Genomic DNA, 17,695 nt, shown 5'->3' on the forward strand with positions numbered 1-17,695 from the left:
AAAGCCGCTACCTCCGCTTTGGTCAAGAGGAAGTTCGCATAATTTTCGGCCGATCCTACGTTCACCCGGACCCCTCTTGACTCCTATCGTGTCCGCCGAAAGAATTGGATTTCCGAAACATTCGAAAGATTGCGATCGCCATGACAACGAAAACGCCGCCGCGGACGAAGCCGACGCTGGCCTCTGTGGCGCGGCAGGCCGGCGTCTCGGCGCCCACAGTGTCCAAAGTGGTGAACGGCCGGGAAGACGTTGCTCCGGAAACGCGCGCCCGTATCCTGGCAGCGCTGGAGCAGTCCGGCTACCAGTCGCCCCAGCTGCGACGGGCCACGGCGGACTCCGCAACTGTTGTCGAAGTGGTAATCGACGTCCTGGACTCGGCCTACATGATCGAGGTCCTCAACGGGATTCTGCAGTTCGCAGCAAGTGCCGACGTGGAGATCCTGGTCAGTGTCACGGGCCGAGGAAACTCCAGCCTGCCAAGCCCTGAGCGGCGCGCCCAGCGCATGCTGGACGAGGGAAGGGCTGGGATGATTGTGGTGACCTCAGCCTTCAGCGAGGCACAGCTGCAGGCGTTCCGGCGCCGTAAAATTCCCGTCGTCGTCATCGATCCGCTCAATCCGCCGTCGGCTGATGTGGTCAGCGTGGGCGCCACGAACTGGGCCGGCGGCAAGGCCGCCACAGAACACCTCCTCGATCTGGGGCACCGCCGCATTGCCTACATCGGCGGGATCGAAAACGCGGAGTGCAACCAGGCGCGGCTGCACGGCTACATGGCGGCCCTGATGGCCCGCGGCATCGCGGTGGATTCCCGGTACGTCGTTTCGGGCGGGAAATTCCGGCGGGAAGGCGGTGTTGAGGGGTTCCAGAAGCTGCTCAAACTCGACCAGCTCCCCACAGCGATCTTTGCAGGCAGCGACACCATCGCCCTGGGTGTCCTCAGCGAAGCAGGACGAAATGGTATCCGGATCCCCGAAGACATGAGCCTCATCGGTTTCGACGGAACCAAGCAGGGAGCCGAATCCGTCCCCTCTCTCAGTTCCGTAGCCCAGCCGCTGGAAGAGATGGGCCGCGCAGCGCTGCGATCAGTGCTGCGGCAGGCCCACGGCGAATTCCCCGACTCGCACCGCGTGGAACTTGCCACCCACCTGATCGTCCGCGATTCCACAGTTCCTCCTGCAGTCGCGTAAAAGGAACAGGGGACTGCACCCATGAAAATCACCGACCTCGACACAGTTGTTGTCGACTTCTACCGGACAAACCTCATCTTCGTCCGCCTGCACACGGATTCCGGCCTCACCGGCATCGCCGAAGCAACGCTTGAAGGCCAGGAGCATGCGGTCCGCGGCGCCGTCGCGGTCCTCGCCGACGCTGTCCGCGGCAAGGACCCCACACGGATCGCCCAGAACATCTACGAACTCAACCGCGACGCCTACTGGCGCGGGGGACCTGTGACCATGACCGCTCTCAGCGCCCTCGAAATGGCCATGTGGGACGTTTCGGCACGCGCGCTGGGTGTGCCTGTCCACCGCATGCTCGGGGGCCAGGTCCGCGACAGGGTCCGCGCCTACGCCAATGGCTGGTTCTCCGGAGCCAGATCACCAGAGGATTTCGCAGACGCCGCCGTCCAGACAGTTGCCCAGGGCTTCCGCGGACTCAAGTGGGATCCCTTCGAAGCCGCTGACCTCACCCTCGAGCCGCGGGACCTGCGGCGCATGCTCGAGCCCGTCGCCGCCGTCCGGGAGGCCGTAGGTGACGACATCGAGCTGTTCATTGAAGGACACGGCCGTTTCGATGTCCCCACCGCAATCCGGGTTGCCCGTGAAATAGAGCAGTTCCAGCCGGTGTTCTTCGAAGAACCATGTCCGCCGGACGGGATCGATTCCCTCGTGGAGATACGCTCCAAGTCACCAGTACCAATCGCTGCCGGTGAGCGCTGGTTCGGACGCAACACTTTCGTCCCCGCCCTGGCACGGCATGCCGTGGACTACGTACAGCCGGACGTGACACATGCAGGGGGCCTGCTGGAACTGTCCTTCATCTCCACGCTGGCCGCAGCCCATTACATCCCGTTTGCACCCCACAACCCCAGCGGACCACTCAGCACCGCAGCCACCTTGCAGCTCGGGGCAATGCTGCCCAACTTCCGATACCTCGAAATCATGGCCTCCGACGTGCCGTGGCGGAGCGAGATCTCCAATGAGCGCCTCCGGTTGACCGCGGAGGGTGACATCCTCATCCCCGAGGGGGTGGGGCTGGGAATAGAACTCGACTTCGAGGCGATTGCCGAGCACCCCTACACGCCCCATCCCATGCGCATCTTCAATGACGCAGTGGCAGACATCAGGCCACCGGACGCCCGGTCCTACTTCAACCTCGACGGCGTGCCGGTTATCTGAGCCAGGGGCCTGTGCCATCGGCCCCCTGATCAGGATCTCCCACGGCGGCTTCACCCTGGCGTCCTTGCGGAGGCACGACAAAGAGCAGGAAAGACGGCGTCCCGGAACTTTTGGGGTTTCCGGGACGCTTCAATAGTGTTTGCTGCCGGCGGTGCTGCCTCGCGCTGCGAGGGTAAGTACCTCAGCCTGCCTTTCGACGACGGGCTCCACCCCATCAACACGCCAAAGTTGCTGGCGGTGCTGGAGGAGCACCACGTCAAAGCCACCTTCTGCCTCTGGGGAGACCATGTGAAGCAGTACCCGGAGATTGTCCGCAATATCGCCGGCGCAGCCCACTTACTGTGCAACCACACCATGCACCACGACAACATGGGCGCACGGACTCCAGAAGCGATCAGGGCCGATCTCGAGGAGACCAGCGCCGTTATCCGCGAGGCCGTTCCTGACGCGAAAATCGGTTACTTCCGGGCGCTATGCGGAAGCTGGGGGCAGACGCCGGCGGAGACCGGAGCCAGACTGTCGAAGCCGTCGATCAGGTCATTCCTGAAGTGAAGTCCGAGGGGTGGCGCTTCGACAGGCCTGCCCGCCGAGGCTGACTTAACCCGGCGGGCAGTCCGGTTGGCTAGCCGCGGCGGGTGTAGCTGACTTCCGTCTCGCCTAAGTGTGCCCAGTGCAGTGTCACGTAGCTACCCTGGGCCCTGTTCCCGCTACTGGTACCGCTCCCGGGCAGCGAGACGTAGCCGGCCTCGGTGCGGTGTGGGTTGGCCAAGTGGCCGGGCAGGGTCACGTAGCTGCCTCCGCGGGGTGTCCTGGCGGTGGCGGACGGGGTTGTTTCGAGGGTTACGGGGCGTTCGAGTATCTGAGTCATGTTGTTCTCCTGGTGCGTGAGGTTTGGGTGGCTGCCATGCCTGGCCCCTGCCGTTCCCAATTGCTGCTGTCCTGCGGGTGGCCACAGGGGCAATGGGGGTGGGGTTTCGATGCAGCGCGGGGAGCCGGCGCGTTGGCGCTCGGGGTCTGTTCACCCGCATCCAGCCCTGACAGGGCTTCAGTGGCCTACCTCAACGTTACGGCTTATTTTGAGTGAATCAAAATAAGGTGGCGGAACTCACGGGGTCACAGCGCGGCGCCTACCGCCGCGCTGTGCCCTACTTCTTTGTCAGCCTGTAGCGCTCGATCTGCCTCAGCCGCCGCAGGAGGCTGTCCCGCCGGGGGTGCGGGACGGCTTCGGCCGCTTCTGCGGTGAGGTCAATGTGCCTGGTGCCGTACTGCCACAGCAACAGGTCGTCCAGCAGGCGGTCGGGCCCGGGGGAGTAGCGGTGGTCCAGGGCCCTGCGGACCTCGGTGATGCGGTTGGCACTGAGCAGCCCGGCCAGCTGCATGGTCTGGTTCAGGCCGTGGGCTGCGAGGAGTTCGGCCGCCCAGCCCCAGTCATCGTCCACCTTGCGGTCAACGTGGGGGAGCAGTGTGCGCCAGACGTCGCGGATCCGGTTCGGCGTCAGCGGGGCAGCCCCTTCGCCGTCGGCGTCCCAGAAACTCCGGACTTCCTCGTAGCGCTCGTGCAGGTCCGCGAACGCGGTCTCCACAGTTTCCAGCATGGCGGCGGTGGCGGTGAACTGCCGGTCGAAATGGGGTGTCCAGGCCCGCGGGTCCTCGGCCTTGAACCGGATGTCATGCTCGATCTCGCTCCACGCGTGGGCAAAAATGGTGCGGATCTGGCATTCGAAGAAGTAGCTGCCGTTGGGCACGGCATCAGGATTGAAGACCGACTGGTATTCCTTGACGGCCTCGTTCTGGATGGTGCGCAGAATCAGGTGCCGGCTCGAGTAGCCGTAGGTACCCGACTCGATGGAGCCAATGTCCTTTTCCCGGTCCCCGCGGCAGTCGAAGAGCTGCCGCTGGTGTTTGATGATGTTGGCCACCAGGGCGTTCTCCGCGGGCAGCTTGGTGATAACGCGGATTCCCACCATGTCATTGAGGGTCCGGAAAGGGTCCGGGAACTTCAGGACCGGGGGTCCGCCCGGCTCCAGGGGTTCCTCGATCCGGGAAATCTTCTCCTTGAACGATTCCACGGTCTTGGTGCGGCCCGTGACGAACAGCGGCGTCACCTCGGAGTCCTTCAGCATGTCCCGAAGGGTCAGCAGGACGTCCCGCGTGACCAGCTTCAGGGCAGGGCGGACACGCTCATAGATCTCCACGTTCTGCTCCACGGATTCGCGGAGGCTCGCGTCCAGGCTGTCCCAATGACTCGGCATGGTTCCAGCTTAGGCGGAGCTCCGGCTGTGGGCCGCCCACCGCCGCCGCGCCTTCACCGCGTTGCCGGGTGCCGGCTTTCTGATTGGGGAGCATGCCGGGTGAGGCGCTCAGGCACCCGGAGGCTGGTATTTGATCTCGGCCGCCTTCTGCAGGGCTTCCATCGTTTCTTCAACGCTCATCAGGACGGTTGTCTCAAACGAACTCAAGGCGCCGCCGCCGCTGATGGCCAGCGCAACGGCAGCCATGGAAACGTTGTCCGGGGCTTCCCAGAGGTTGTAGCCGTCGTGGCTGCCGAAGGCGTACCAGAACCCGTGGAGTTTTCCGCCGACGGATTCAATATAGGCCTGCGCGGCTTTTCGCCGGTCTTCGGGATTGTTGATCAGCCGCCCCCAGGTCTCTGGCGTGTAGCTGAACCGTGACAGGTAGAGAGGCATTTTCCTGTCCTTTCGTCTCCTGCGGGGATGTGGATGGACCCAGAATGGCAGTGTGCGGCCCGGAGGGCAACGGCTTTGTGCGTCATTGCCCGGTACGCTCGGCACATGGTGCAGCGGCATAGGTACAACTACGGCGACGACCCCAGCCAGTGGGGCGAGCTGTTCCTCCCCGGACTGCCCAGCGGTGCGGCGCACCGCGGCGTGGTGGTGGTGGTCCACGGCGGCTACTGGCGGTCGAAGTACGGCGCGGAGCTGGGCGAGCCGCTGGCCGCGGACCTTGCCGCGCACGGGTTCGCCGCCTGGAACCTCGAGTTCCGGCGGGCGGGGAACGGCGGCGGCTGGCCCTTTACCTTCCAGGACATCCTTGCGGGCATCGACAAACTGCAGGAGCTCGCCGGGCCGCACGCGTTGGAGCTGGCCAAAGTGGTGGCGCTGGGCCACTCCGCCGGCGGTCACCTGGCAGTATGGGCGGCCGGCCGGGACCGGCTGGGGCAGCCGGGGTTGGCAGCGGAGCACCGCGCCGTCGGCGCCAACCCCGACGGCGTAGGCCTCACCGGCGTGGTCAGCCAGTCCGGCCTGCTCAACCTCGGTGACGCGGAGGAACTGAACCTCAGCGATGGTGCCGTGGCCAACCTGCTGGGCGGGCCGTCGTCGGACTTTCCCGGCCGGTACAGGTACGCGGACCCAATGGCTGCGTTGCCCCTTAGCGTGCCCGTCTTCGCTGTCCATGCAACGGACGACGCCGACGTGCCGCTGGGCATGTCAGTCTCCTATGTGGAGGCGGCCAGGTCCGGGCCGGTTCCCGCGCAGCTGGTCATGGTGCCCGGCGACCACTTCGCGCTGATCGATCCTGCCGCGGAGGCGTACGTGAAGTGCCGGGAGCTGGTGGCGGAGCTGCTGGCCTAAGGCGGGTCGGAGCTGGCGGTCATCGGCGTCATGGTGCTTAGCAACGTGCTGGTCAGCCGGTCCTCTGGCAGAGTATGAGCATGCTCACAGTTATAGGCGAAGGCCTCGTCGATGTTGTCCAGCGCGCCTCCGGGATCGAAGCCCACGTGGGCGGCAGCCCTCTGAACGTCGCCGTGGGCCTGGCCCGCCTCGACCACCCGGTCCAGTTCATCGGCCGCTACGGCCGGGACGCCTACGGCGATTCCGTCGCGGCGCACCTGCGCGCCAGTTCGGTGATGCTTCCCATGGGGCCGGATGACCTGCCCACCAGCGTGGCCACCGCGCTGATTGACGACGACGGCGCCGCCACCTATACGTTCGACCTCACCTGGCAGCTCCCCGGCATCGCCGACCGGCTGGCATTCATGCTGCAGGGAACCACCCTGCTGCACACCGGATCGATCGCCACGATGCTGGCGCCCGGCGCCACGGAGGTGCTCGCCGCCGTCGAATTCGCCCACCCGCACGCCACCATCAGCTTTGACCCCAACTGCCGGCCCAGCATCATCACCGATGTTGCTTACGCGCGCCGCCACGCGGAAAAGTTCGTGACCCTTTCGGACGTGGTGAAGGCCTCCGACGAAGACCTTGCCTGGCTCTACCCGGACCTGGACGTGCTGGACGCCGCCCGGCGCTGGCTGTCGCTGGGCGGGACGGAAGGTCCGGCGATGGTGGTGGTCACGCGCGGGGCGGACGGGCCGTGGGGAGTGTGTCGGGCGGGCGAAGCGCAGGTGGAGGCTCCGAAGGTTGAGGTGGCTGACACCGTGGGCGCCGGGGATTCCTTCATGGCGGCGCTGCTGTCCGGCCTGGTGGACCGCGGCCTGGACGGCGCCCAGAACCGCAAGGACCTGCGCGAACTTCCGGCAGAGGGGCTGGAGGAGCTGCTGGCCCACGCGGCGAAAGCCGCCGCCGTCACGGTGTCCCGGCCGGGCGCCAACCCGCCGACGCGCGCTGAACTGAATGGTGTGCCTGTGGAGGATTAGACGGTATTCCCCTTCGCTTACCCCTCGTGGTTGTAGTAGGGCCACGGCAGGAAACGTCGCTCGCCGCGCCGGTCGGGTCCTTCGAGGGTGACCTTGCCCTGCGCAGCCCACTCCACGCCGCGGGGGAACATCCGAAGGAATTCGATCCGCCGGAAGGTGTCTATGTCGTGGCCGATCGTGATCGTGAAGCTGCGTCCCTCGCCGTAGTTGTTGATCCATGCGAGGGGCTGGAGCGTGTTGATGCCGGGCAGGCCCTCAACGCCCTCCGCCGGAATGGCCACCGGATAGTGGGACATGGGCCACATCGGTGCGTTCCGGTACGACTCCACGTCGTCAAATACTGAGAGGAGCACCTCCGCACCTTCATACAGCTGCACGCCGGTCAGGATGTCGTCCCCCGTCACGGTCCAGGTGCCGCTGATGCCTTCCGTGATGGGGTGGCGCGGCTCGGCGGTCTGCAGCAGGGCCTCACCCCAGGGCCGCGGGCGCAGCCCGGTGGGAACGCTGAGCTTCGCGCCCCGCATGACGTTGTACTCCTCGGGATAGCCCCAGTCGTCCTCCTGGACAGCAGAGCCGTGGAACCAGACGATGCCTTTCCCGTCGTCGTGGACAAACTTCAGCAGGGCCGCGTCGGTTTCAGCGCCGAAACCTACGGCTTTTTCGTGGTACCCGTCGCGGCCCTCGAACACGATGATGACGACGTCGTATTTGTCGATGACGGCCGCCCCCAGGCCCCGCGGGTCCTCCACGACGCGGACACGGAATTGGCCCGTGTCCTCCAGCACGCTGGTGAGCCACTGGTTGTGGGCCCGGAAGCTGCGGAACTCGTTGTCGTGCTCGCGGGTCATATGCCCGGAGAGGATGAGTGCGTTCAGTACTTCGGCCATGGCATCAATGCCTCTTTCTGTCCGCCATTGGAGAGTTACGGGGAAAGTCTACATACTTTAGTCTGAAACAGACATAATGATGTTACGATCGGTGTGCACCTAGAGAGAGTGAGCAACGATGCTTCTCGAAAGAGACCTCATCCAGTCCGTCGGCTTCCGCAACGTCACCGAAGGCGGACGCACAACCGGCTTCCAGTTCAGGGTCCGGATGCCGTCCTACCGCGGCATGGCGGCTTCCCTCATCGACGGCATCGCCGTCCGGGTAGGCAACCTCGTGGACGTCGCCCCTGACATTCCGCTCTGGACCTTCGGCGGGCGGACCTTCACGCTGCAGCAGCTTTGGGAAAGCGACGGCGTCCGCTGGCCCCTCGAGGAGGCCGCGGTGGTCACGGTTCCGTACGACGGCGGCCTTCCGCAGGGAGTCCATGAGCTCACCATCGAGTTGCGGCTGCGCATGTCCTACATCCCCGTCGAGCACCAGCCCACCATCCACCGTGTCAGCAGGTCAGTGACCCTGGCTCCGGAGGGCGGGGAGGGCGCGTTCCGCTATGGTGTCTCCCTCTACAGCTACATGGGCGACTACGGCACGGTGATGGACCTGGAAACTGCATTGGCGTCCGTCGCCGATACAGGTGCCACCGGCGTCGAAATCCTTGGCGAGGGTCACATCCCGGGCTATCCGGAACCCTCGGCCGCGTGGACCGACACCTGGTTCGGCCTGCTCGAGAAGTACTCCCTGGAGCCCACCAACTACGGCTCCTGGATCGATACCCGCCTGCACCCGGGACGGAGCATGACCGTTGCCGAGGGCGCCGCGGCCCTCCAGCGGGACCTCCGGCTTGCCCACCGGCTTGGCTTCGGCTTCATCCGGCCAAAAATCGGCGTGGTGTCCAGCGACCTGGTTCCGGACCCGATCTGGACCGAATCCGTGGAGCGCTCCCTGGATCTTGCCCACGAGCTCGGGATCATCATCTGCCCCGAGATCCACTCGCCCACGCCCATCAAACACCCTGTGGTTGACGACTACATCAGCCTGATCGAACGGACCGGAACCAAGAACTTCGGCCTGCTCATCGATACCGGCATCTTCCAGGACCGGCCCATCCCGCTGCGGGAAGGCGAGAGCCGCGAAACGCGGCCGGCCTTCCTGGACGGGATCGGCGTCAATCCCGCAGACTTCGCGGACATCGCCCAGTACGTGGTGTTCATCCAGGCAAAGTTCCACGACATCAATGACCAGCTGGAGGACCAGCAGATCCCGTGGCGCCCCATACTCAAGGCGCTCAAGGACTCCGGCTACACCGGCTACCTTTCCAGCGAATACGAAGGCGAGCGGACGCCCTGGCGGGCCATCGAGCAGGTGCGTCGCCAGCACGCCCTGATCCGCCGCATTGCTTCCGAACTCCCCTGACCATTTCCTTCTGCCAGCAAAGAGATACAGCCATGCCAAACGGACTTCTTGACGAATCGAGCCTCCGCACCCACCCCGAGGGCCTCGCGCTGGCCCTCACGCTTCCCTGGTACCGGAGCCTGTGGCTCTCCTCTGTTTCCAGCCTCCGGCTTTTTGTGGACGGCGTCGAGGTACCCGCGGAGGACCTGTCGCTGGAACTGGGCGGCGTCCGCTATGCGGTTCCGGACCTCCCGGCCCAAAGCGAAACTCTCTGGTACCTCCAGGAGCACCCCCTGCTCATCACCAGGAGGGACACCCCGGTGTCCCTTGGAGGGCAGCACACGGTCCAGCTCATCGGAGAACTGCGCCTGCCCTACATGCAGATCGCCCCGGGCCGGGACGGCGGCCCTGGAATGTATGTCCCCAACTTCGTCAACCAGACGCTGGAGCTGATAGTCACCGATAAACCGGCACCGGCCCCTGCACTGACGACGGCGGTCACTCCGCCTCCGCCTAAGGCCGACGACGATCCGTTCTCGCTCGGGCTCACGCTGTACTCCGCCAGCGCCGAATTCCGGGCCGGCTGGTACGACTTTGACGGCCTGCTCAACCGTGTGGCGGAACTCGGCATTGGTCCGGGTATTGAGATCGTTGCCTCCCAGGTCCTTCCCACATACCCAAACGTGACGGATGACTTTGCCCGGTCCTGGCACCAGGCCTTTGACAAACACGGCTTCACCGCCAGCTCGTTAGGTGCCAACCTGGACATGGGCCGGCGCCGTGACCGGGACATGACACCGGACGAGGAGTACGAGTTCACTGAAAGGCTCTTCCACGGCGCCAGGAAACTCGGCTTCCCGCTGGTCCGCATCCAGAGCGCCAAACCCGAACTGCTCCGCCGGCTTTTGCCGTTGGCCGAGGACCTGGAGCTCAAGCTGGCCTACGAGATCCATGCACCCCTCGGACCCAACTCGCCGGAAATCATGAAGGTGCGCGACGTCTACGCGGACCTTGACTCGCCGCTGCTGGGCTTTGTGGCCGACTTCTCCTCCACCATGCACAGCATGTCTCCGACGCTCCTGCGGGCTGTTCGCCGTGCCGGGCTCGATGACGAGGCCGTCCACACACTGCAGTCCATTTGGGCTACTGACGCCCCAATGCGGACAAGGCAGGAGGAGTTCATCGGCTACCTGCGGGGCCGGGACTTTGACCCGGCGCGCCTTGGTTCGTTCGCGCATTTGGCCTTCAACATGCATGGGCATGTCAGCCCCAAGGATTGGGCGGACATCATGCCGCAGATCATGCACGTCCACGCAAAGTTCTACGACGTCGACGAGCAGGGCAACGAGCCGGCCATCGACTATCCGGAACTCGTTCGGGTGTTCGTCGAGGGCGGCTACCGCGGCTACTGGTCGAGTGAGTGGGAGGGCCATGCCTTCGCCGAGCTCGGCGAGGTGGATCCGCTGCTCCTGGTCCGCAAGCAGCACGACCTCATCCGCAAGAGCATGCGGTCGGCGTTGGCATCCGCCTGACTGCTGCCCTCGAACCAAACGCCTCGGTGCCCGTCCGTTCAGCCGGCCGGGCATCGAGGCGTTTAAGGGGTTTCCTGTGCCGCCGCGGCGGCAACGATGTCCCCAGCCTCCTTGAACAGGGCCCGCATCCACTCGTGTTCGGAATCGCGGTTGTGCACCGGGTGCCACCACAGTGCGTTGACCAGCGGCGTGGCATCGAAGGGCAGCGGCAGGATCCGCACCCCGCCGATCCGAAGCGCGAACGGCACCAGTGCCGCCTGGATAAGGGCGATCCGGTTGGTGCCCACCACAAAGTGGGGCAAGGACTGGAAGCTCTCCACCACCACGTCCACGCGGGGCTCAACACCGAGCTGCATGATCTGGCGTTCGGCAGAGGTTGACGCCGATCTGGTCTGGTAGGTCATCACCCAGGGCAGCTCTGCGATGTTCTCCATGGTGATTTTCTCACCGACCGCCTCGTTGGAGGAGGAGACGACGGCGACCCAGCCGTCGCGCCACAGGTCCAGGTAGGGGAGTCCGGACAGGAAGCCATGGGGGATCAGGATGCCGTCGACGGAGCGCAGGCGGTTGGCCGCGTCCTCGACGACCATCGGATTGTGGAGCATAAAGCGGAAGCGGACTCCGGGTGCCCGCTCGGCCGCGAGCTCGGAAGCCACCCGGCCGATGGTGGTGAAGCCGTAGTCGGAGCCGTAAATGGAAAATTCGCGCTCGGACTCGGTGGGTTCCCACGTTGCCTGGCTCTCGAAGACCCGCCGTGCGGCCTCAAGTGCCGTCGTGGTGTGCTCGGCAAGGCGCAGGGCGAACGGCGTGAGCTCATAGGCATTGCCGCGCCGGGCCAGAATGGGATCGCCGAAGTGGGACCGGAGCCGCGCGAGGGACGCGCTCAGCGCGGGCTGGCTGAGGTGGAGCCGCTCGGCTGCCCTCGTGACGCTCCGCTCGGTGATAAGGGCATCCAACGAAATGAGCAGGTTGAGGTCGAGCCGGGAAAGCAGGGCATGGTTTGTCACGGCGCACGGTCTTTCAGCGGTGAAACTTCGTCCCGGTATTCTATCAGCGCCATCGATACTTTTGGCTCGCTGCATCACAGCTCTTGATGCAATCCTTCCGCAAACCTCGGTGAAACTTATGTCTGTCATCGGCAAGACTTATGTGCTTTTTCTGCACATCTCCTTCATACTGATGAGTGACCGGGGTCACGGCTCCGGATATTTTCGACAACGAAGTCAGAAAGGCTGGACATGACACAGCACCGCCGCTATTCGGGCCTCAAGGCCGGCGCCCTCGCAGTCCCCACAATCGCCGCCCTCGTCCTCACGGGCTGCTCGGCCCCCGCCACCAGCAGTTCCTCCACGGGGGGCTCACAGGAATTCTCCCTGTCCTTCGCCACATCGAACACCATTGAGAGCCCCTTCCAGGTACTCGGTGAGAAGTACATGGAGGCGAACCCCAACGTCAAGATCACGTTCAACCCCCAGCCCAACGACTCCTACGACCAGACCCTGCGGACCCAGCTCCAGGCCGGAAACGCCTCCGACGTCGTCGTCACCTCGCCGGGCTCCGGCCAGGGACGCAGCATTCTTCCGCTGGCGGCGGCAGGTTTCCTCGAGCCCCTGGATGATTCTGCCAAGGCGCTCCTGCCTGAAGGAAGCGACAGCACCTTCGGCACGGACGGCAAGGTTTTCGGCCAGGCAACGGCCATGACCGTGTCTGCCCTGGTCACTAACGAGGCTGCTGTGAAGGCGACCGGCGAGTTCCCCGCGGACTTCACGGCTCTGGAGGAGCAGTGCAAGACCCTCGAATCCTCCGGGAAATCCCTCTTCGCCCTCGCAGGTGCGGCGCCTCCCAACACAGGCCTCACGGCGATGTCCCTGGCAGCCTCCCGTGTTTACGCGGAAGACCCCGAGTGGAACGAAAAGCGTGCAGCCAAGGAAGTCACCTTCGCAGGCTCGGACGGCTGGAAGTCGGCACTCGAAGCAGTCAACACGCTGAAGGACGCGGGCTGCTTCCAGAAGGGCGCCGCCGGTGCAGGTTTTGACGCCATTACCAAGGGCCTTGCCAGCGGTACGTCACTGGCAGGATTCATTCCGGCCACGAGCTGGAAGCAGCTGCAGTCCGCCGCTGCCGGTTCCGAATTTGCCGTGCGCGCACTGCCGGCTGAAAAGGGCTCGGGTAACGAATACGTCTACGCCAGCGCCAACTACGCCTTCTCCATCAACGCTGCCTCCAAGAACAAGGACGCCGCCAAGGCGTTCCTCGCTTGGGCTGCCGAACCAGAGCAGACCAAGGCGTTTGCAGAAATCGACGGCGCACTGCCGGTCAGTGGACTGGACAACTACGACTTCGACGGCGGAGCGTACAAGAACGTCGGCGACCTGATCAAGGACGGAAAATACGGGCCGCTTCCGAACATCCAGTGGCCGAACTCCGCCGTCTACGACGCCCTCGCAACAGGGGTCCAGGGCATCATCACCGGCCAGAAGACTCCGGACCAGGTCCTCCAGGCGATGGATGCAGCCTGGGGATAGGCAACCCCGATCCATCGAACGTTTTTACCGGCCCAAAGGGACAAGCAAGGAATATCATGACTGCCACGATGCAACCGAAAACGGAAGCAGCCAAAGCACCCCGACGGGGCCGGCGTGCTCCGGGGGCGGGTAAAACCACCCGCCCCCGGGGCCAGGGCCTGCAGTTCGGGCATTGGTGGTGGGCACTGCCCGGGATCGTCCTCGTCCTTGCCATCCACTACGTGGCTACGGGCATCGGCGGTTACTTCGCCTTCACCAACTGGACGGGCATCGGCTCGTTCAAGGTTGTGGGCTGGCAGAACTTCGAAGCAATCTTCAAAGACCCCGCCAAGCTCGGGGCCCTGTCCAACACCCTCTTCCTTGCCTTCGGCTCGGTCTTCCTCGGCAACGTGGCAGGCCTTGTCATCGCCCTCGGCCTGAACCGGGTCCTGAAGACGCGCTACATCCTCCGGACCCTCTTCTTCATGCCCGTGGTGCTCAGCCCCCTGGCCACGGCCTACATCTGGAAATACATCTTCGACTTTGACGGGCCCATCAACGTCTTCCTGACATCGATCGGCGCCGGCGACCTCGCCAAGCCGTGGCTCGCGGACCCGCAATGGGCCATCTGGACAGTCCTCGTGGTCCTGGTCTGGGGCTCCACCGGCTTTGCCATGGTCATCTTCATGGCCGGACTTGCCGGTGTTCCCGTCGAGGTGGAAGAAGCGGCAGCCATTGACGGTGCCAACCTGTGGCAGCGTTTCCGGAACGTCACGCTGCCAGCCATCCGCCCCGCCGTCGCCATCGCCACCACCCTGGGAATCGTGCAGGGCCTGCGCGTCTTCGACCCCATCATGGCCCTCACGGGCGGTGGACCTGCCGGAGCAACCGAAACACTGGCCACCCAGGTCTACAAGCAGGCGTTTGCGCTCGGCAACTTCGGCGGCGGCGCTGCCCTTGCCTTGGTGCTCGCCGTCATCATCCTGTTCTTCGCCGTAATCCAGCAGCGGCTGACGCGATCGAACCCCGAGGACTAGACATGTTCCGCTACACCAAATTCACCCTGCTCCGCGAAGTTGGCCTCTGGGCCCTTGCCCTGCTCTTCCTCGCCCCGTTCTACTTCCTGGTGACCACCGCACTGAAGCCGGACAGCGAGATGTACACCACCTCGCCGCTGGCGCTGCCAAAGAGTCCGGACTTCAGCAACTTCATCGACGTCCTCACCGCCACAGGCAACTCCAACGTCGTGATGGGGCTTGTGAACAGCACCATCATCACTGCAGGCAGCATCGTGGGACTCATCGCGCTCGGCTCGATCACCGGCTACGTCATCTCCCGCAGCACCGCACGCTGGAGCAAAGGCACGTACTACCTGTTCCTGATCGCGATCATCCTCCCCGGCCAGCTTGGCGCCGTACCCCTTTACATGGGGGCCCGGGCCCTGGGCCTGACGGGATCCGCCTGGGGCATGATCATCCTCTACACCGGCATGCTCCTGCCGCTTTCGATCTTCCTGTATTCCAACTTCTTCCGCGGGCTCGGAACCGACTATGAGGAAGCCGCCACCATCGACGGTGCCAGCAAGACCCAGATCTTCTCCAAAGTGGTGCTGCCCATGATGGCGCCGGCCACGGGAACTGTGACCATCTTCGCCGGGCTCATCGTCTGGAACGACTTCTTCACCTCCCTGATCTTCCTGGGCGGTTCCGCCAACCAGACCCTGCCGGTTGCCATGTACTACTACATCGGCTCACTGGTGTCCGAATGGAACTCGATCTTCGCCATCGTGATCGTGTCCATGGTCCCCATCCTTGCCCTGTTCCTGTTCGCGCAGAAGCGCTTCATCCAGGGCTTCTCCGGCGGCCTGAAGGGCTGAACCCCGCCGCCCTCCGCACACCGTGGAGGGCACCCAACCGCACCATCGACCGGCCGCGATAGCTTGCGCCCAAAACCCGTTTGCGCTGCGCGCCGCCGTCGCACATTTCTTACCTAAAATTCCCAACCACCCAGGAGACCCGCATGTACCAGCTTGCGCCCAATATCGACCTTTTGTTCTCGGAAGCAGGGGCCAGCGCCGCTGACCGCGTCCGCGCAGCAGCCGACGCCGGCTTCGACGCCGTTGAAATGTGGGGGCCCACCGGCAAGGACATTCCCGCCCTCAAGGACGCCCTCGAGGAAACCGGCGTCCAGCTCACTGCGCAGCTGGCCGAGCCCCGGATGCAGTTCATGATCCCGCCGAAGAACCACGAGCCTTTCTACGTAGGACTGGACGCAGGCGTAGCCGTGGCGCAGCAGCTCGGCTGCCCCCGGATCGTGGTGGGCAGCGGCACAGGGTTCGGCGGTCGCAAACGCCAGGACCAGTTGGACGAACTGATCGAAATCTTCACCAAAGGCACGGCGCACATTGAAGGCTCGGGCATTACCCTGGTCCTCGAACCGGTGAACATCCGCGTGGACCACCCCGGGGCGCTCCTGGACCGGACCTCGGAAGCCGTCTACGTCGCCAGGGGCGTCAACTCGCCCAACTTCGGCGTTCTCTACGACCTCTACCACTCCACTGTGGAGGGCGAGGACGTGGCTGCCGAGCTCGCCAATGCCGGGGACCTGGTCAAGTACGTCCAGATCGCCGATGCTCCCGGCCGCGGTGAACCGGGTTCCGGCTCCATCGACTGGCACGCACGGCTCGCCGACCTGCAGAACAGCGGCTACATCGGACCCATCGGGCTCGAGTACTACCCAACGATCGAGTCGGCAAAGTCGGTGCGCCGCATCCAGGAACTGGTGGCCGGGCGGTGAACGGCCACCGGTACCCCGCCGCCGTCGACGTCGCCATCGTCGGCAGTGGTCCCACGGCATCGGCGTATGCGCGAATCCTGAGCGAGGAAGCGCCGGGTGCCACCATCGCCATGTTCGAGGTAGGCCCCACCGTCAGCAACCCGCCCGGGGCGCACGTCAAGAACATCGAGGATCCTGAGCGCCGCAGCAGTGCGCAGCGGGCCTCGGAAGGCCCGGGAGCAGGTGCCGAAACTGTCAGCTCTCCAGGTGCTGTCAAGAGTGGAGAGCGCCGTGCCAGGCCCGGAACCTACCTCCTGCAGGACGGCTATGCCTTCCCCGGCGAGGATGGCATGCCTGTGGCGGCCATGTCCAGCAACGTGGGCGGCATGGCTGCCCACTGGACGGCTGCCTGCCCCCGGCCGGGAGGCAAGGAGCGGATCCCGTTCCTCCCTGACCTGGAGGACCTGCTGGACGACGCCGACCGCCTGCTCGGCGTCACCACCCACGCTTTCGACGGCGCTCCCTTCTCGGACCTGGTCCGCGAACGCCTCGCGGCAGTGGTGGACAACGGCAGGGGGCCGGCCTTCCGGGTCCAGTCCATGCCGCTTGCCGTGCACCGGCGGGAGGACGGTGGCCTCGTCTGGTCTGGGTCCGACGTCGTGATGGGGGACGTGACCCGGGAAAACCCGCAGTTCCACCTCTTTGATGAGTCCCTGGTGACGCGGGTGCTGGTGGAGGACGGGGTTGCTGCCGGCGTCGAAGTCCAGGACCGCCGCACCGGCGGGACACACCAGGTGTCCGCCCGGTACGTGGTGGTGGGCGCGGATGCCCTCCGCACCCCGCAGCTGCTGTGGGCTTCAGGAATCCGGCCGGATGCCTTGGGCCGCTACCTCAATGACCAGGCGCAGGTGGTGTTCGCCAGCAGGCTGCGCGGCGTCACGGCCCCGCAAGGATCCGCGGCTGCGGACGGTGCGCTCAGTGAGCAGAGCGGCGTGGCCTGGGTTCCCTACACGGATGAAGCTCCCTTCCACGGCCAGATCATGCAGCTGGATGCGTCCCCCGTCCCGCTGGCGGAGGACGACCCGGTTGTTCCGGGATCGATCGTGGGGCTTGGCCTGTTCTGTGCCAAGGACCTGCAGCGCGAGGACCGGGTGGCGTTCGACGACGGCGCCCGCGACTCGTACGGGATGCCCGCGATGCGGATCCACTACCGCCTCACCGAGCGCGATTACGAGGTGCTGGAGCGGGCCAGGCAGGAGATCGTCCGCCTGGGCAAGGCTGTGGGCGAGCCGCTCGACGAGCGGCCTTTCGTCCTCCCTCCCGGCGCGTCCCTGCACTATCAGGGCACCACGCGTATGGGGCGGACGGACGACGGCGAGAGCGTCTGTTCGCCCGACAGTGAGGTATGGCAGGTCCCCGGCCTCTTTGTGGCCGGCAATGGCGTCATCCCCACCGCGACGGCGTGCAACCCCACGCTGACGGCGGTAGCGCTCGCCGTGCGTGGAGCACGAAAAGTTGCAGAAAAGCTCAACAGCTCTTTACTTATGTCTAATTTAGACAATAGAGTGAGTAAATGATGAAGAAGTGGCAGGGCAT

17 protein-coding genes are annotated in these 17,695 nt (G+C 64.9%); 12 read left to right on the top strand and 5 right to left on the bottom strand.

Annotated elements, in window-relative coordinates; translation table 11 throughout:
* The first annotated feature begins 140 nt into the window (after positions 1-140).
* From FHJ30_RS00665 to FHJ30_RS00675, 3 genes are all read left to right on the top strand, one after another.
* Positions 141-1,187 (top strand): LacI family DNA-binding transcriptional regulator, encoded by a 1,047-nt coding sequence (locus FHJ30_RS00665; protein ID WP_139027347.1) that lies wholly within the window; start codon positions 141-143, stop codon positions 1,185-1,187.
* Positions 1,188-1,208: 21 nt separating this feature from the next.
* Positions 1,209-2,396: a mandelate racemase/muconate lactonizing enzyme family protein gene (locus FHJ30_RS00670; protein WP_139027348.1), complete on the top strand. Its 1,188-nt coding sequence runs from the start codon at positions 1,209-1,211 to the stop codon at positions 2,394-2,396.
* Positions 2,397-2,531: 135 nt separating this feature from the next.
* A complete protein-coding gene (locus tag FHJ30_RS00675) occupies positions 2,532-2,948 on the top strand; it encodes a polysaccharide deacetylase family protein (RefSeq protein ID WP_240793535.1) in 417 nt (138 codons plus the stop codon).
* 70 nt (positions 2,949-3,018) lie between these two features.
* Here FHJ30_RS00675 and FHJ30_RS00680 read toward each other — a convergent pair whose 3' ends face one another.
* The 3 genes from FHJ30_RS00680 to FHJ30_RS00690 all read right to left on the bottom strand — a co-directional run bounded on the left by FHJ30_RS00680 (position 3,019) and on the right by FHJ30_RS00690 (position 5,083).
* Positions 3,019-3,264, bottom strand: coding sequence for a hypothetical protein (locus FHJ30_RS00680; protein WP_139027349.1), 246 nt, complete (start codon positions 3,262-3,264; stop codon positions 3,019-3,021).
* A 277-nt stretch (positions 3,265-3,541) separates the two neighbouring features.
* Positions 3,542-4,648 (bottom strand): GTP pyrophosphokinase family protein, encoded by a 1,107-nt coding sequence (locus tag FHJ30_RS00685; RefSeq protein ID WP_139027350.1) that lies wholly within the window; start codon positions 4,646-4,648, stop codon positions 3,542-3,544.
* A 108-nt stretch (positions 4,649-4,756) separates the two neighbouring features.
* Complete coding sequence (locus tag FHJ30_RS00690) at positions 4,757-5,083, bottom strand: GYD domain-containing protein (protein WP_139027351.1); 327 nt, start codon at positions 5,081-5,083, stop codon at positions 4,757-4,759.
* A 105-nt stretch (positions 5,084-5,188) separates the two neighbouring features.
* Here FHJ30_RS00690 and FHJ30_RS00695 point away from each other — a divergent pair, with 105 nt between their 5' ends.
* Positions 5,189-5,989 (top strand): S9 family peptidase, encoded by an 801-nt coding sequence (locus FHJ30_RS00695; protein ID WP_171058871.1) that lies wholly within the window; start codon positions 5,189-5,191, stop codon positions 5,987-5,989.
* 80 nt (positions 5,990-6,069) lie between these two features.
* On the top strand, positions 6,070-7,011 hold the full coding sequence (locus tag FHJ30_RS00700) for a carbohydrate kinase (protein ID WP_139027352.1): 942 nt from the start codon (positions 6,070-6,072) through the stop codon (positions 7,009-7,011).
* 17 nt (positions 7,012-7,028) lie between these two features.
* On the opposite strand, the gene FHJ30_RS00705 is transcribed toward FHJ30_RS00700, so the two are convergent.
* Entirely contained in the window at positions 7,029-7,898 is an 870-nt protein-coding gene (locus FHJ30_RS00705; RefSeq protein WP_139027353.1) for a ThuA domain-containing protein, read from the bottom strand.
* A 118-nt stretch (positions 7,899-8,016) separates the two neighbouring features.
* Here FHJ30_RS00705 and FHJ30_RS00710 point away from each other — a divergent pair, with 118 nt between their 5' ends.
* Entirely contained in the window at positions 8,017-9,309 is a 1,293-nt protein-coding gene (locus tag FHJ30_RS00710) for a DUF6379 domain-containing protein (protein WP_139027354.1), read from the top strand.
* 32 nt (positions 9,310-9,341) lie between these two features.
* Positions 9,342-10,820, top strand: a complete 1,479-nt coding sequence (locus FHJ30_RS00715; RefSeq protein WP_139027355.1) for a sugar phosphate isomerase/epimerase — start codon at positions 9,342-9,344, stop codon at positions 10,818-10,820.
* Between the two features lie 62 nt (positions 10,821-10,882).
* Here the strand turns inward: FHJ30_RS00715 and FHJ30_RS00720 are convergent, their stop codons facing one another.
* Positions 10,883-11,827, bottom strand: a complete 945-nt coding sequence (locus FHJ30_RS00720) for a LysR family transcriptional regulator (RefSeq protein ID WP_139027356.1) — start codon at positions 11,825-11,827, stop codon at positions 10,883-10,885.
* A 231-nt stretch (positions 11,828-12,058) separates the two neighbouring features.
* Here FHJ30_RS00720 and FHJ30_RS00725 point away from each other — a divergent pair, with 231 nt between their 5' ends.
* From FHJ30_RS00725 to FHJ30_RS00745, 5 genes are all read left to right on the top strand, one after another.
* Positions 12,059-13,345 (top strand): ABC transporter substrate-binding protein, encoded by a 1,287-nt coding sequence (locus FHJ30_RS00725; protein ID WP_139027357.1) that lies wholly within the window; start codon positions 12,059-12,061, stop codon positions 13,343-13,345.
* Between the two features lie 56 nt (positions 13,346-13,401).
* On the top strand, positions 13,402-14,361 hold the full coding sequence (locus tag FHJ30_RS00730; RefSeq protein ID WP_139027358.1) for a carbohydrate ABC transporter permease: 960 nt from the start codon (positions 13,402-13,404) through the stop codon (positions 14,359-14,361).
* Positions 14,362-14,363: 2 nt separating this feature from the next.
* A complete protein-coding gene (locus FHJ30_RS00735; RefSeq protein WP_139027359.1) occupies positions 14,364-15,200 on the top strand; it encodes a carbohydrate ABC transporter permease in 837 nt (278 codons plus the stop codon).
* 143 nt (positions 15,201-15,343) lie between these two features.
* Positions 15,344-16,120 (top strand): TIM barrel protein, encoded by a 777-nt coding sequence (locus FHJ30_RS00740; protein WP_139027360.1) that lies wholly within the window; start codon positions 15,344-15,346, stop codon positions 16,118-16,120.
* Positions 16,117-17,676: a GMC oxidoreductase gene (locus FHJ30_RS00745; protein ID WP_139027361.1), complete on the top strand. Its 1,560-nt coding sequence runs from the start codon at positions 16,117-16,119 to the stop codon at positions 17,674-17,676. The genes FHJ30_RS00740 and FHJ30_RS00745 overlap by 4 nt, the downstream gene beginning before the upstream one ends.
* Positions 17,677-17,695 lie beyond the last annotated feature (19 nt).

Source organism: Arthrobacter sp. BB-1 (assembly GCF_006151685.1).
Classification (GTDB): Bacteria; Actinomycetota; Actinomycetes; order Actinomycetales; family Micrococcaceae; genus Arthrobacter.

Bases quoted from the DNA above. Each gene is read 5' to 3' on its own strand.
- FHJ30_RS00665 (WP_139027347.1), top strand. From the start codon at position 141: ATGACAACGAAAACGCCGCCGCGGACGAAGCCGACGCTGGCCTCTGTG.
- FHJ30_RS00670 (WP_139027348.1), top strand. From the start codon at position 1,209: ATGAAAATCACCGACCTCGACACAGTTGTTGTCGACTTCTACCGGACA.
- FHJ30_RS00680 (WP_139027349.1), bottom strand. From the start codon at position 3,264: ATGACTCAGATACTCGAACGCCCCGTAACCCTCGAAACAACCCCGTCC.
- FHJ30_RS00685 (WP_139027350.1), bottom strand. From the start codon at position 4,648: ATGCCGAGTCATTGGGACAGCCTGGACGCGAGCCTCCGCGAATCCGTG.
- FHJ30_RS00690 (WP_139027351.1), bottom strand. From the start codon at position 5,083: ATGCCTCTCTACCTGTCACGGTTCAGCTACACGCCAGAGACCTGGGGG.
- FHJ30_RS00695 (WP_171058871.1), top strand. From the start codon at position 5,189: ATGGTGCAGCGGCATAGGTACAACTACGGCGACGACCCCAGCCAGTGG.
- FHJ30_RS00700 (WP_139027352.1), top strand. From the start codon at position 6,070: ATGCTCACAGTTATAGGCGAAGGCCTCGTCGATGTTGTCCAGCGCGCC.
- FHJ30_RS00705 (WP_139027353.1), bottom strand. From the start codon at position 7,898: ATGGCCGAAGTACTGAACGCACTCATCCTCTCCGGGCATATGACCCGC.
- FHJ30_RS00710 (WP_139027354.1), top strand. From the start codon at position 8,017: ATGCTTCTCGAAAGAGACCTCATCCAGTCCGTCGGCTTCCGCAACGTC.
- FHJ30_RS00715 (WP_139027355.1), top strand. From the start codon at position 9,342: ATGCCAAACGGACTTCTTGACGAATCGAGCCTCCGCACCCACCCCGAG.
- FHJ30_RS00725 (WP_139027357.1), top strand. From the start codon at position 12,059: ATGACACAGCACCGCCGCTATTCGGGCCTCAAGGCCGGCGCCCTCGCA.
- FHJ30_RS00730 (WP_139027358.1), top strand. From the start codon at position 13,402: ATGACTGCCACGATGCAACCGAAAACGGAAGCAGCCAAAGCACCCCGA.
- FHJ30_RS00735 (WP_139027359.1), top strand. From the start codon at position 14,364: ATGTTCCGCTACACCAAATTCACCCTGCTCCGCGAAGTTGGCCTCTGG.
- FHJ30_RS00740 (WP_139027360.1), top strand. From the start codon at position 15,344: ATGTACCAGCTTGCGCCCAATATCGACCTTTTGTTCTCGGAAGCAGGG.